The organism is Paracoccus broussonetiae (assembly GCF_031854425.1).
Taxonomy (GTDB): Bacteria; Pseudomonadota; Alphaproteobacteria; order Rhodobacterales; family Rhodobacteraceae; genus Paracoccus; species Paracoccus broussonetiae.
On the sequence record NZ_JAVRQI010000003.1, the window covers coordinates 200,279 to 214,237 of the forward strand.

At 64.6% G+C, this 13,959-nt stretch carries 13 protein-coding genes; 7 read left to right on the forward strand and 6 right to left on the reverse strand.

Going from position 1 to position 13,959, the window contains the following annotated elements; translation table 11 throughout:
- Window positions 1-47: 47 nt before the first annotated feature.
- The 4 genes from RM190_RS05250 (at window position 48) to RM190_RS05265 (ending at window position 6,261) form a co-directional block, all read left to right on the forward strand.
- Window positions 48-722 carry a hypothetical protein gene (locus RM190_RS05250; RefSeq protein ID WP_311758357.1) on the forward strand — a complete coding sequence of 225 codons (675 nt, stop codon included), beginning with the start codon at window positions 48-50 and terminating at the stop codon, window positions 720-722.
- A gap of 169 nt (window positions 723-891) precedes the next feature.
- On the forward strand, window positions 892-3,030 hold the full coding sequence (locus tag RM190_RS05255; protein WP_311758358.1) for a malate synthase G: 2,139 nt from the start codon (window positions 892-894) through the stop codon (window positions 3,028-3,030).
- A 206-nt stretch (window positions 3,031-3,236) separates the two neighbouring features.
- On the forward strand, window positions 3,237-4,811 hold the full coding sequence (locus tag RM190_RS05260; protein WP_311758359.1) for a Re/Si-specific NAD(P)(+) transhydrogenase subunit alpha: 1,575 nt from the start codon (window positions 3,237-3,239) through the stop codon (window positions 4,809-4,811).
- A 10-nt stretch (window positions 4,812-4,821) separates the two neighbouring features.
- Window positions 4,822-6,261 (forward strand): NAD(P)(+) transhydrogenase (Re/Si-specific) subunit beta, encoded by a 1,440-nt coding sequence (locus RM190_RS05265; RefSeq protein WP_311758360.1) that lies wholly within the window; start codon window positions 4,822-4,824, stop codon window positions 6,259-6,261.
- Window positions 6,262-6,336: 75 nt separating this feature from the next.
- On the opposite strand, the gene RM190_RS05270 is transcribed toward RM190_RS05265, so the two are convergent.
- Together RM190_RS05270 and RM190_RS05275 are read right to left on the reverse strand one after the other, a co-directional pair.
- The gene (locus RM190_RS05270; RefSeq protein WP_311758361.1) at window positions 6,337-6,606 is read right to left on the reverse strand and encodes a hypothetical protein; all 270 of its coding nucleotides are present in this window, start codon (window positions 6,604-6,606) and stop codon (window positions 6,337-6,339) included.
- A 154-nt stretch (window positions 6,607-6,760) separates the two neighbouring features.
- Window positions 6,761-7,270, reverse strand: coding sequence for a L,D-transpeptidase family protein (locus tag RM190_RS05275; RefSeq protein WP_311758362.1), 510 nt, complete (start codon window positions 7,268-7,270; stop codon window positions 6,761-6,763).
- 154 nt (window positions 7,271-7,424) lie between these two features.
- On the opposite strand from RM190_RS05275, the gene RM190_RS05280 reads away from it, so the two are divergent.
- The 3 genes from RM190_RS05280 (at window position 7,425) to RM190_RS05290 (ending at window position 10,195) form a co-directional block, all read left to right on the forward strand.
- The gene (locus tag RM190_RS05280; RefSeq protein ID WP_311758363.1) at window positions 7,425-8,714 is read left to right on the forward strand and encodes a DUF3422 family protein; all 1,290 of its coding nucleotides are present in this window, start codon (window positions 7,425-7,427) and stop codon (window positions 8,712-8,714) included.
- 138 nt (window positions 8,715-8,852) lie between these two features.
- Complete coding sequence (locus RM190_RS05285; protein WP_311758364.1) at window positions 8,853-9,197, forward strand: arsenate reductase family protein; 345 nt, start codon at window positions 8,853-8,855, stop codon at window positions 9,195-9,197.
- A 146-nt stretch (window positions 9,198-9,343) separates the two neighbouring features.
- Window positions 9,344-10,195 carry a cytochrome C gene (locus tag RM190_RS05290; protein ID WP_311758365.1) on the forward strand — a complete coding sequence of 284 codons (852 nt, stop codon included), beginning with the start codon at window positions 9,344-9,346 and terminating at the stop codon, window positions 10,193-10,195.
- Window positions 10,196-10,271: 76 nt separating this feature from the next.
- Here the strand turns inward: RM190_RS05290 and RM190_RS05295 are convergent, their stop codons facing one another.
- The 4 genes from RM190_RS05295 to RM190_RS05310 form a co-directional block, all read right to left on the reverse strand.
- On the reverse strand, window positions 10,272-11,219 hold the full coding sequence (locus tag RM190_RS05295; protein WP_311758460.1) for an ABC transporter substrate-binding protein: 948 nt from the start codon (window positions 11,217-11,219) through the stop codon (window positions 10,272-10,274).
- Window positions 11,220-11,324: 105 nt separating this feature from the next.
- On the reverse strand, window positions 11,325-12,257 hold the full coding sequence (locus RM190_RS05300; protein WP_311758366.1) for an ABC transporter permease: 933 nt from the start codon (window positions 12,255-12,257) through the stop codon (window positions 11,325-11,327).
- Window positions 12,254-13,117, reverse strand: a complete 864-nt coding sequence (locus tag RM190_RS05305) for an ABC transporter permease (RefSeq protein WP_311758367.1) — start codon at window positions 13,115-13,117, stop codon at window positions 12,254-12,256. Before RM190_RS05305 ends, RM190_RS05300 begins: the two co-directional genes overlap by 4 nt.
- A 69-nt stretch (window positions 13,118-13,186) precedes the next feature.
- Entirely contained in the window at window positions 13,187-13,954 is a 768-nt protein-coding gene (locus tag RM190_RS05310; protein WP_311758368.1) for an ABC transporter ATP-binding protein, read from the reverse strand.
- Between the last annotated feature and the right edge of the window lie 5 nt (window positions 13,955-13,959).

Consider the following 13,959-nt stretch of genomic DNA (forward strand, 5'->3'; position numbering starts at 1 on the left):
ACCCCATCCGGGCGATCCATCGCAACCTTGTGCTGAGGAGAGCCAAGATGGCCAATTACGACCCGAACGATCCGAACCGGACCGATCCCGTCGAGCCGACACGTCCTGTTCAGACGAACCAGACCTATGTCGAGCCCGTCGAGCGCCGTGCCTCGCCCCTGCCGCTGATCATCGGTATCCTGCTGGCGCTGGCGATTGCCTATTTCGTGGTCCAGTATTTCATGACCGGTAACGAGGTCACAACCGGCGATGAGCCGGCTGCGACCACCACCACTGCACCCGCCGAAACCACCACCGCGCCTGCAGATACGACCACCGCCCCGGCCGCGACGGCGCCTGCCGCCGATGCAGCGGCTGACAGCGCGGCGGATGCTGCGAGCAGTGCCGCCGATGCCGCGAACAGCGCCGCCGATGCGGCGGGCAATGCCGCGGACGCGGCAGGTGACGCCGCGAGCGATGCTGCCACCGCCGTCGACAACGCCGCCGATGCAGCGGGTGCCGCCGCAGGCGAGGCGGCCAGCGATGCCGCGAATGCCGCGGGCGAAGCCGCCACCGCGGCCGAGGAGGCCGCTTCGGATGCGGCGAATGCGGCTGGCGAGGCGGTCAAGGATGCGGGCCAGGCGGTCGACGACGCAATCACCGTCGAGCCGACCACGCCGGCACCGGCCACGACCGCGCCCTCGACGGGCACCACGACCACGACGCCGCCCGCCAACAACTGATCGAAGCTTGGGCAGTTGCGCCGCCGGTCGTTTCGCGACCGGCGGTTTTCATTTTTTCCGCAAGGATCATTCAACCGCACGGATAAGATCGGTCCGGTTGAAAGGTGGCGGGGTTTGGCATACCACCGTGCACCAAATGAGAATTGCGGTATTGAAGGAAGGAAAAGCGATGGCGCGCGTGGAAAAGGCCGGTTTGCGAGTGGACGAGGCACTGGCGACCTTCATCAACGAGCGCGCTCTGCCCGGCAGCGGTGTCGATCCGCGTGTCTTCTGGGAAGGGCTGTCGACGCTGCTTCATGAGTTCGGTCCGCGCAATCGCGCGCTTCTGGATCGCAGGGACGAGCTTCAATCGACGATCGACGCCTGGCACATCACCCGGCGTGGCGCGACGATTGATGCCGGCGAATACCGCGAGTTCCTGTCCGAGATCGGCTATCTTCAGCCCGAGGGCGAAGATTTCCAGATCGAGACCAAGGCCACCGATCCCGAATTCGCCTCGGTCGCGGGGCCGCAGCTGGTCGTTCCGATCACCAATGCCCGCTATGCCCTGAATGCCGCCAATGCGCGCTGGGGCAGCCTCTACGATGCGCTTTACGGCACCGACGCGATGGGCGACCTGCCGCAGGGCAGGGGCTATGACGCCCAGCGTGGTGGCCGCGTCATCGCCTGGGGCCGCAAGTTCCTGGACGAAGCCGTGCCGCTGGCCGAAGGATCGTGGGCCGATGTGGCATCGCTGACGGTATGCGATGGTGCACTTAAACCCGCGCTGCGCGACGCAGCGCAATTCGCCGGGTTCCGGGGTGATGCCGCGCAGCCTTCGGACGTGTTCCTGACCAATAACGGCCTGATGATCCGCATCACCCTGGATGCATCGACCCCGGTCGGTGGCCAGGACAAGGCAGGGATCTCTGACATCGTGCTGGAATCCGCGATCTCGGCGATCATGGATTGCGAGGACTCGGTCGCCTGCGTTGATGGCGAGGACAAGGCGGTCGCCTATGCCAACTGGCTGGGCCTGATGGACGGGACCTTGGCCGAAGAGGTTCAGAAGGGTGGCAAAAGCTTCACCCGGACACTGAACCCCGACGTGACCTTCACCGCGCCCGACGGGTCGAGCGTCAGCCACAAGGGCCGGGCCCTGATGCTGGTGCGCAATGTCGGCCACCTGATGACCACCCCAGCAGTGCTGGACCGCGATGGCAACGAGGTTTTCGAGGGGCTGCTGGACGCGATGGTGACCACGCTTTGCTCGCTGCGCGACCTGCAGAAGCAAGGGCCGAAGAACTCTGTCACCGGCTCGATCTATGTCGTGAAACCCAAGATGCACGGCCCTGAAGAAGTGGCCTTCGCCAGCGAGATCTTCGATTTCGTCGAGGACACGCTGGGCTTGCCGCGCCACACCGTCAAGCTGGGCATCATGGACGAGGAACGTCGCACCAGCGCCAACCTCAAGGAATGCATCCGCGCCGCGAAGCATCGCGTTGCCTTTATCAATACCGGCTTCCTTGATCGGACCGGCGACGAATTCCACACCTCGATCGAGGCGGGCCCGATGCTCGCCAAGGGCGAGATGAAATCGCAGCCGTGGATTTCCTCGTATGAGGATCGCAACGTCGATATCGGTCTGGCCTGCGGTCTGGCCGGCAAGGCGCAGATCGGCAAGGGCATGTGGGCGATCCCGGACAAGATGGCCGAGATGCTGAAGCAGAAGATCGCCCATCCGAAGGCGGGCGCGAATACTGCTTGGGTGCCCAGCCCGACCGCCGCGACGCTGCACGCGACCCACTATCATCAGGTCGACGTCCACGCCCGTCAGGCCGAGATCGCCGCGATGAAGCGTCCCGCGCGCCTTGACGACCTGCTGACCATCCCGCTGGCTGGCGGCCGCAACTACAGCGACGAAGAAATCGCCCGTGAAGTCGCGAACAATTGCCAGGGCATCCTGGGCTATGTCGTGCGCTGGGTCGATCAGGGCGTCGGCTGCTCGAAGGTGCCGGACATCAACGATGTCGGGCTGATGGAAGACCGTGCGACGCTGCGCATCTCGGCACAGTCGCTGGCGAACTGGCTGCACCACGGCGTTGTCAGCCAGCAACTGGTGATGGACACGATGCGCAAGATGGCGATCGTCGTCGACCGCCAGAACGAAGGTGACGAGAACTATCTGCCGATGGCACCCGGTTATGACGGAATCGCCTTCCAGGCGGCCTGCGATCTGGTTTTCCTTGGTCGTGTGCAACCTTCGGGCTATACCGAACCGGTGCTTCATGCCCGCCGACTTCAGGCCAAGGCCGACCGCGCCGCCTGATCCCAGAAGGGCATATCCCGATGAAAACACCCGGCTTCGCTGCATGCGAGGCCGGGTTTTTTCGTGTCAAGTCCCCGCCTCCCGGCAGTATTCCGGCGTATGACCCTACGTCCTTTTTCCCAATTGCATCCGACCTCGCGCCCTTGTGAAAGAATATTTCACGATGCTATGCAAACGGCTGGGACGCTAACAGGGGAGATGCTCTCGTGAAGATCGGCGCTTTGAAGGAGAGTTACGAGGGGGAGGCGCGGGTTGCGATCACTCCATCCTCGGCGGCTCATCTGAGGAAACTGGGGCACGAGGTCTTCGTCGAGACAGGGGCTGGCGCGCGGGCGGGCTTTACCGACGGGGCCTATCAGGCGGCGGGGATCACGGTCGAGCCGACCGCTTCGGCACTGATCAACGACGTCGACGTGGTGGTCAAGGTGCGCCCGCCAAGCGAGGCCGAGGTCAAGGCGATGCGCCGCGGCCAGACGCTGATCTCGCATTTCTACCCCTCGCAGAACGCCGACCTTCTGGAAAGCGTGCGCGAGCAGGGCCTGACCGCCATTGCCATGGACATGGTGCCGCGGATCAGCCGGGCGCAAAAGATGGACGCCCTGTCTTCGATGGCGAATATCGCGGGCTATCGCGCCGTGATCGAGGCTGCGAACAATTTCGGCCGCTTCTTCACCGGGCAGGTCACGGCGGCGGGCAAGGTCCCGCCGGCCAAGGTGCTGATCGTCGGGGCAGGGGTCGCGGGTCTGGCTGCGATCGGCGCGGCAACCAGCCTTGGCGCGCAGGTCTATGCCTTCGACGTGCGCCCTGAGGTGGCCGAGCAGATCGAGTCGATGGGCGCGGAATTCGTCTATCTCGACTTCAAGGAACAGCAGACCGACGGTGCCGCGACGGGCGGCTATGCCGCGCCCTCCAGCCCCGAGTTCCGGGAAAAGCAGCTTGAGAAGTTCCGCCAGCTTGCGCCCGACATGGACATCGTCATCACCACGGCGCTTATTCCGGGGCGCGATGCCCCCAAGCTGTGGACCAAGGACATGGTCGCGGCGATGAAGCCCGGCTCGGTCATCGTCGACCTTGCGGCCGAACGCGGCGGCAACTGCGAACTGACCGTTCCGGACGAGCGTTTCGTGACCGAAAACGGCGTGGTCATCATCGGCTATACCGATTTTCCGTCGCGCATGGCGGCCCAGGCGTCCGAGCTTTACGGCAACAACATTCGCCACATGCTGGCCGACCTGACCCCCGGCAAGGACGGTCAGCTGGTCCAGAACATGGAGGATGACGTGATCCGGGGCGCGACCGTCGCCCATGACGGCGACGTGACCTGGCCGCCGCCACCGCCCAAGGTGGCCGCCATCGCGGCGCAGAAGCCCAAGGAAAAGGCCAAGGAGCTGACGCCCGAGGAACGCCGGGCCCAGGAAACTGCCGCCTTCAAGGCGCAGACCCGTTCCCAGGTGACGCTGCTTGGCGCGGGCGCGGTGCTGATGCTGCTGGTCGGCAGCTTTGCCCCCGCCAGCTTCCTGTCGCATTTCATCGTCTTCGTCCTGGCCTGCTTCGTCGGCTTCCAGGTGATCTGGAATGTCAGCCACTCGCTGCACACGCCGCTGATGGCGATCACGAACGCGATCTCGTCGATCATCATCGTGGGCGCGCTTTTGCAGATCGGGTCGGGTTCCTGGCTGATCGTCATCCTGGCCGCGCTGTCGGTGCTGATGGCGGGGGTCAACATCTTCGGCGGCTTCCTGGTCACGCGCCGGATGCTTGCCATGTTCCAGAAGTCGTAAGGAGAGGGTGATGGAGTTCGGAATCACCACCGCCGCCTATGTGGTGGCCGCCGTCCTGTTCATCCTGTCGCTGGGCGGGCTTTCGGGACAGGAAAGCGCCAAGCGCGCGGTCTGGTACGGCATCGCCGCGATGGCGCTGGCCGTCGTCGCGACGCTGTTCGGGCCGGGTTATGGCAACTGGGGCATTTCCCTGGTGATGCTGGCGATTGGCGGAGCAATCGGCTGGGTTGTCGCCAAGCGCGTGCAGATGACCGAGATGCCGCAGCTGGTCGCAGCGATGCACAGCCTTGTCGGCCTTGCCGCGGTCCTGATCGGCTATAACGCCCAGTTCGAACTGGGCCGCGTCCTGCGCACCCGCGCCGCCGATGCCACGGCCGAGTTCCACGGCTTCGCCGCCGTGCTGGCGCACAAGAGCCCGGCTGAGATCGCGATGCTGAAGGTCGAGGTCGCGCTTGGCATCTTCATCGGTGCCGTAACCTTCACCGGCTCGATCGTGGCCTTCGGGAAGCTCGCGGGCAAGATCGACGGCAAGCCGAAGAAGCTGCCCGGCGGTCATGTCCTGAACGCAGGCGCGGCGCTGCTGTCGCTGCTGGCGATCGTGCTTTACTGCTCGACCGGCGCACCGGTCCTGTGGCTGCTGCTGATCACGCTGTTTGCCTTCTTCATCGGCTATCACCTGATCATGGGCATTGGCGGCGCGGACATGCCGGTCGTGGTGTCGATGCTGAACAGCTATTCGGGGTGGGCGGCCGCGGCCATCGGCTTCACGCTGGGCAATGACCTGCTGATCGTCGTGGGCGCGCTGGTCGGCTCGTCCGGTGCGATCCTGTCCTACATCATGTGCAAGGCGATGAACCGCAACTTTGTCAGCGTGATCCTGGGCGGCTTCGGCGGCACCACCGGCCCCGCGATGGAGATCGAGGGCGAACAGGTCGCCATCGACGCCGAAAGCGTGGCGGCTGCGCTGAACGACGCGGACGAGATCATCTTCGTCCCCGGCTATGGCATGGCGGTGGCACAGGCGCAGCAGTCGGTGTCGGAACTGACCCGCAAGCTGCGCGCGCGTGGCAAGAATGTCCGCTTCGCGATCCACCCCGTCGCCGGTCGCCTGCCGGGCCACATGAACGTCCTGCTGGCCGAGGCCAAGGTTCCCTATGACATCGTCCTGGAAATGGACGAGATCAACGAGGACTTCCCCTCGACCGACGTGGCTATCGTCATCGGCTCGAACGACATCGTGAACCCGGCCGCGCAAGAGGATCCGAACAGCCCCATCGCCGGGATGCCGGTGCTGGAGGTCTGGAAGGCCAAGCAGGTCTTCGTCAGCAAGCGCGGGCAGGGCACCGGCTATTCCGGTATCGAGAACCCTCTGTTCTACAAAGAGAATACGCGCATGTTCTATGGCGACGCGAAGAAGTCCATCGACCAGCTGCTGCCGATGATCGACTGACGCATGATCCGCTGGAAAGCATTAAGGCGGGCCCTTTTGGGCCCGCCTTGTTATTCCGTCGATGGGTGGTGGTGATCAAAGAGCCTGGAGCATGGATTTGATGACATCGGCGGGCAGCGCAGGATGCAGCGCCAGCTTGCGCGTGCGCTTTCCCCTGCGCGGGATAAGCAGGGCGCAGCGCGTCGCTACGGCCTGCGAACGTTCGATCGAACTTTCGACGATGGCGCCGGCACGCCATTTCGATTTGGGACCGAAACGCAGAACAGACTCGATCAGGCCGGGCACATAGCCCCGCGTATCTTCAGAATCGATAAGACCATCATGGATAACGGGGGGCAAATGCATGTCTTCCAGCGCAGTACTTGGTAACCTGACATCCAGTTAACGCTTTGCCCGCAGGATTCATATCTGACCTTTTGAACAGGTCTTCCATACAGGTTCCGGCCGTCATGCGCGCGCGCTCGACCGGGGCGAGACGCGCGGCAGTTTTCAGTCCCGTTCAGGGTGTAATCAGGATCGGCGTTCCGTCGCGGACCATCGCATAGACGTCCTCGACCTCTTCATCGCGGACGGCGATGCAGCCCGCTGTCCAGTCGTGGCGAACCTGCGACAGGGCGCGGCCTTCGGGGCCCTGGCCATGGATGAAGATGTCTCCGCCAGCGCGCATTCCCAGGCTTTGGGCATAGGCCGTGTCTGCCGGGTTGGGATAGGACACCCCGACCGACAGGTGATAGCGGCTGTCGGGATTGCGCCGGTCGATGAAATACATCCCCTCGGGCGTCTTGCCGTCGCCTTCGAACTGCTTGTGCCCGATCGGTTCGTTGCCCAGCCCGATGTCATAGACCTTCAGCGCGCGGTTGCCGCTCAGCAGGTACATCTTGCGCTCGCTTTTCTGGACAAGCACCTCGGTCACCGGCGGACCGTTGTAGCGCTTGAACTTGCTGGGCGCGCAGGCGGCCAGTCCAAGGACCAGCCCGATCAGGATCACTCTGGAGAACCAGCGTTGCATTTCTGTCCCCGTGGCGTTGTTTTGCTGTATTTTGCCTGTATGGTGCCCACTCGGCAATGAAAAGCGCGATCACGAAATCATGAAGCGCGCGCCATGGATCGGGCGGAGGGCTTTTCCCTTGCGGGGGCACATGCGCCTGCTAATCATGCGGGGCATGAGGGACGATGCCGAACATCCGCTGCGCTATGCGCTGGTCAATGAACTTCACGCCCGGCCGTCGCCGCGGCTGGAGGCCCCCTGCACCGCGGTCTTTGTCGCGATCAAGGAACCGCATGACGCGGCGAACCGCGACCGCGATCGCGACGTCGCCCACCTGGCTGAACTTTGTCGCCGCCACGGCGCGCCAAGCCCCGACCCCAAGGCCGGCCACTATGCCGCGCAGCTGGGCCGGCGGAAGCTTCGCTGGGAAAGCCACACCGAATTCGTGACCTATACCGCCTTCGCGCGTGGCCTTCCGATCCGTCCATTCGACCATTCGGCGGGCGAGATCTTTCCCGAGGACTGGCAGGCCGCGGCTCCGGGCAAACGGGTGGCGGCGGTCATGATCCAGGTCGATTTCCTGCCGGACGATCCCGCCGAAATCCTGCCGCGTCTGGGTGAATGGTTCGCGGCCGACAGCCTCGCCTCGGTCTGGGTGCTTGAGGAATCGGCGGTCGTCGCGGGGGATTTCCGTATCGATCCGGCGGGCTGGATGCGCTTTGCCGTCTTCGTCAAGCCGGGGACGGGCAGCGGGCGCATCGGGCGCATCGTCCAGCGCCTGCTGGAACTGGAGACGTATCGCTCGATGTCGATGCTGGGTCTTGGCCGCGCGCGCGAACTGTCGGAAAAACTGAACGCGCTCGACCCGCAGCTGAGCGATATCGTGCAGGGGATGGACGATTCTCGTCCGCCCGAGGCAGTGCTGCAGGACCTGCTGTCGGTTTCGACCCGGCTGGAGACCGCGGCGACGCAGCACAGTTTCCGCTTTGGCGCGACCGCAGCCTATGAGGCGATCGTCATGGACCGCGTGGCCGCCCTGCGCGAGACGCGTTTCCTGGGCGGGCAGATGCTGACCGAATTCATGGCCCGCCGCTATGCCCCCGCCATGCGGACCGTGAAATCGGCCGAGCAGCGGCTTGGTGCCCTGCTGGACCGGACCGAGCGCGCGGGCGAGCTTTTGCGCACCCGCGTCGATGTCTGGCGGGGCGCCCAGAACCAGGAAATCATGGAGCGGATGGACCGGCGTGCCGACCTGCAGCTTCGCCTGCAGCACACGGTCGAGGGGCTGTCGGTCGTCGCCATCAGCTATTACGCGGTCGGGTTGCTGGGCTATGCGCTGTATCCGCTGGCCCACGCGCTGGATCTGGACAAGGCCGTGCTGATCGCCGGGCTAACGCCGCTGGCGGTGCTGTCGGTCTGGTTCGGGATGCGGCGGATTCGCGCAAGGCTGCATGACGGGCACTGATCCGGGCTTTACCGCCCGCGCCCGCGGCCCCATAACCCCCGCGCCAATCCTGTGGAGAAGACCCGTGCGACTTTCGCTTTGCCTTCTGGCCATCCTGACGCTTTCCGCCTGCAACGTCCCTCTGATTCCGGTGATCTGATGACCAAGACCCTGACCATGCACGGGCTTGCCCATTGCTCGACCTGCCAGAAGGCCATTGCCGAGCTTGAGGCAGCGGGTTGGACCGTCAGCTTCCGCGATGTCAGCAAGGCCCCCCTGACCGAGGCCGAGTGGCAAGGGATGATCGCTGATTTCGGCGAGAAGCTGGTCAACCGCGCCAGCCTGACCTGGCGCGGCATGTCCGAGGCCGAGCGCGCCGGAACGCCCCTTGCCATGCTGTCAGCGAAGCCCTCGCTGATGAAACGTCCCGCGATCTCGCAGGGTGAGTTGCGGCTGCTGGGCTGGACAGCCAACGTCAAGCGCGCGCTTGGCGTCGCGGCCTAAGGGTCGCAGACCGCGTCCTTTGACCACGGCGGCCATTTTCGCCCTGAAAGCTGGCCCAAGAGACAGGTGGCCGCCCGCCGAAACACCGCCTGCTACACGGGACGGACGTGATAAAATCCGTCGCGTTCCGTTCAGGGTGGTAATGAATGCGTGGTTTCCTTTTTGTTGTTGGCCCGCTGGCGCTTGGGGTTCTGTCCGCCGCCAACCCCGCCGCGGCCGCGCCCAGCGTCGAGCGCGGCGAATATCTGGTCCAGGGCCCCGCGGGCTGTGGCAATTGCCACACCCCCATCGGGCCGCAGGGGTTCGACACCAGCCATGACCTGTCCGGTCGGCTGGTCGACAAGAATCCGGCCTTCACCGCCATCGCGCCGAACATCACCCCCGCTGGCCGCGTTGCAGGGTGGAGCGATGCCGAGCTGTCCCGCGCCATCCGCGAAGGCATCCGTCCCGATGGCAGCCTGATCGGCCCGCCGATGCCCTTCACCATGTATCGCGGGCTGGGGGACGAGGATCTGGCGTCGATCGTGATGTATCTGCGTACAGTTCCGGCGGTCGAGAACGATCCCGGCAAGTCGGAATACAAGATCCCTCTGCCTCCGGCCTATGGCCCGCCCGTGGCCAGCAACACGCCACCGGCGCGTGGCGTTACCGCGGAGTATGGCGCCTATCTGGCAGGGCCGATTTCCCACTGCATGGAATGCCATACCCCGATGGGGCCCGAAGGCCCGCTGGTCGGCACACGCTTGGGCGCAGGCGGGTTCGAATTCGTCGGGCCCTGGGGCGTCTCGGTCGCGGCGAACCTGACAAGCGGACCGGACGGGTTGCAGGATTACAGCGATGACGAGGTGAAGGTGATGATCACCCAGGGGCGCAGGCCCGACGGCAGCCCCATGCATCCGCCGATGCCCTATGGCTATCTGGCGAAGATGACACCCGACGATCTGGATGCGATCCTGCTTTACCTGCGCGGCCTGCCGGCGCTTCCCGATCGCGAGTGATGGAAGCAGGGGGGCTTTCCGCCCCCCATCTCCTGCGGAGATTCCCCCGAGGGTATTTTGAAACGGTGAACGCGGCCTAGTTCAACGCCTTGTCGGTGATGTCGTGGGTCCACGCACCCTCGGGTGCTTTCGAGATCACCGGGTCCGAGCCGCCCGACAGCAGCGTGTCGACCGTGCGCTTGTAGTCCGCCTCGTCCAGCGCGCCGTTCGATCCAGCGGTCAGCTTCGCGATTTCAGAGGCCATGCGCGTCTGATGTTCAAGCGTCTGGGCGCCGGTTTCGTCGTTTTCCAGCACGATTTCGGCGGCTTCGTCAGGATGCTCTTCGGCATATTTCCAGCCTTTCATGCTGGCGCGGACAAAGCGGACAAGCTTGTCCTGCATCGCCGGATCGGCCAGCTTTTCCTGCAGGACGTAAAGCCCGTCTTCCAGCGTGGCGACGCCCTGATCCTCGTATTTGAAGGTCACCAGATCCTCGGGCTTCAGCCCTGCGTCGATCACCTGCCCATATTCGTTATAGGTCATGGTGCTGATGCAGGCCGCCTGTTTCTGCAGCAGCGGATCGACGTTGAAGCCCTGCTTCAGCACGGTGACACCGTCCGCGCCGCCATTCGTCGAAAGACCCAGGTGGTTCATCCAGCTGAGGAACGGGTATTCGTTCCCCGAGAACCAGACGCCCAGCGTCTTGCCCTTGAAGTCGGTCTTGGGGTCGACGATGCCGGTTTCCTTCAGGCAGGTCAGCATCATCCCGGATTTCTTGAAGGGTTGCGCGATGTTGACGATGGGAAGGCCCTTTTCGCGCGCGGCCAGTGCCGCCGGCATCCATTCGACGGTCACATCGGCCCCGCCGCCCGCCAGCACCTGAACCGGCGCGATGTCGGGGCCGCCGGCCTTGATGGTGACGTTCAACCCCTCTTCATCGTAGAAGCCCTTGTCCTTGGCGACGTAATAGCCGCCGAACTGGGCCTGCGTCACCCATTTCAATTGCAGCGTCAGATCGTCCGCCGCCGAGGCGCCGCCCGCCATCAGCGCCAGCACGCTTGCCGAGATCAGGCCCGTCGGGATCAGGCCCGCCGACATCAGGAATGCCTTCATCACTTTCTCCACTGTTGGTGGGGCATTGGCCCCGGCTTATTGGCGCTGCGAGGGGTGCCAGAAGGTCACCCGTTTCTCGACCAGCGCGACAATTCCATAGAAGACGGTCCCGGCGAGTGCCGCCACCAGAATCTCGGCCCAGACCAGCGCCATGTTGAGCTGGCCGACGGCGGTCGAGATCCGGAACCCCATGCCCCGCGTCGGGCTGCCGAAGAATTCGGCCACGATGGCGCCAATCAGGGCAAGAGTGGTCGTGATCTTCAGCCCATTAAACAGGAACGGCATGGCGGCAGGCAGACGCAGCTTGACCAAGGCCTGGGAATAGCGCGCGCCCCAGGTCGCAATCTGGTCACGGGCGAGTGCGTCGGTCGCCTTCAGTCCCGCCACCATGTTGACGAGGATCGGGAAGAAGACCATGACCACGACCACCGCCGCCTTGGACTGCCAGTCAAAGCCGAACCACATGACAAGGATCGGCGCGATTCCGACGATGGGAAGCGCGGCGACGAAGTTCCCGATGGGCAGCAGCCCGCGCTGCAGGAAGGGAGAGCGGTCGATCACGATGGCCACAGCCACCGCCAGCGCCGCCCCGATCAGCCAGCCCGAAAGCGCCCCTTTCAGGATCGTCTGCACGAAATCGCCCCAAAGCAACGGCAGGTTCCCGATGAAGGCCGACCAGATGCGGCTGGGCGGTGGCAGGATGACGGCCGGAATGGCGAAGATCCGGCAGGCCATTTCCCACAGCGCCAGCAGGGTCGCGCCAAAGATCAGCGGGATGGCCGTGCGAGTGATCGGGTTGCCATAATGTGCGAGCCAGACATTCACCGTCCACCCTGCCAGCCAGACCAGGATCAGGGGGGCAAGAGACGGTGCCACCAGCGCCGCCGCCACCAGCGCCCCGACGGCCCAGGCCAAGAATTTCAGCGTTCCCAACATCCTTTTGGTCGGCTCGCCCCAGATGTGCGTCATCGTGCCAGCCCCATTCGCCTCAGCGTCACCCGCTCAATTGCGCCGATGATGGCGACCAGCCCTGCGGCCAGCGCCGCAGCGGCGAAAAGCGCGGCCCAGATCTGCACGGTCTGGCCATAATAGCTGCCCGAAAGCAGCCTGGCGCCCAGTCCCGCCGTTGCCCCTGCGGGCAATTCGCCCACGATGGTCCCGACCAGCGCCGCCGCCACCGCGACCTTCAGGCTGGCAAAAAGATAAGGCAATGCGGAAGGCAGGCGAAGCCGCCAGAAAACTTGCGCTTGGGACGCATTCCAGGATCGCATCAGGTCCATCTGCATGGCGTCCGGTGTTCTCAGCCCCTTTACCATGCCGACCAGCACAGGGAAAAAGGACAGCCAGGCCGAGATCATTGCCTTTGGTACCAGCCCTGTGATCCCGGCGCTGGCAAAGACCACGATCACCATCGGCGCGATCGCAAGGATTGGCACGGTCTGGCTGGCGATGGCCCAGGGCATCACCGACAGGTCGATGACGCGGCTGTGCACGATCCCCACCGCCAGCAGGATCCCGGCCAGCGAGCCGACGGCAAACCCCGCCAATGTCGCCGACAGCGTGATCCACCCATGCCAGACCAGGCTGCGTTTCGAGGTGATCTTTTGCCCCGCGACACCATCCCACAATCCCTTCGCGACCTGATGGGGCGCGGGCAGGACCGGCCGCTCTTGCGTCATTGTGTCCCGCAGCAGGGCGGGCAGCGTCAGGGTGGTCCCGGACCGGTTGGCCTGATCCCGCGCCCAAGGCGCATTCAGGACCACGGCCGCGGCATACCACGCCAGGATGATGGCGGTGATGACCGTCAGGACGGGCAGGGCGCGTTTCATGACAGCCACCGCCGGGGCTGGCTTTCCTTTCGGGACCCATGCCGGAGCCAGCCTGATAAGGGAGACGGCTCAGTCATAGCTGTGCCCTTCCCGCAGCCCTTCGCGCACCTCTTGCGCGATGCGGATGAATTCCGGGGTGTCGCGGATCTCCAGCGGGCGATCGCGTGGCAGGGGGCTGTCGATCACCCGCGTGATCCGGCCAGGACGCGGCGACATGACCACGATCCGGGTCGACAGATAGACCGCCTCGGGGATTGAATGGGTGACGAAGCCGATGGTCTTTCCGGTCTTGCGCCAAAGCTCCAGCAGAGCCTCGTTCAGGCGGTCGCGCACGATCTCGTCCAAGGCGCCGAAAGGCTCGTCCATCAGCAGGATATCGGCGTCAAAAGCCAACGCTCGCGCGATAGAGGCGCGCTGCTGCATCCCGCCGGACAGTTGCCAGGGGAACTTGCCTCCGAAGCCCGACAGTTCGACCAGATCCAGGACGCGGGCGATCCTTTCGACCCGGTCTGCCCTCGGGAACCCCATGATTTCAAGTGGAAGCGAGATGTTCCCCGAAATCGTCCGCCACGGATACAGTCCGGGCGCCTGGAAGACATAACCATAGGCGCGCGCACGTCTGGCATCGTCGGCGCCCATTCCATTGACGCTGATCTGCCCCGCGCTCGGCGTCTCCAGCGCCGCGATCGTGCGCAGGAAGGTTGTCTTGCCGCAGCCCGAAGGGCCGATGAAGCTGACGAACTCGCCCTTGCCGATGGTCAGGTCCACGTCCTTCAGGGCATGGACCGGACCGTCGGCGGTCTGGAAGGTCAGGCTGACGCCCTCTGCCGCGATCACGGACA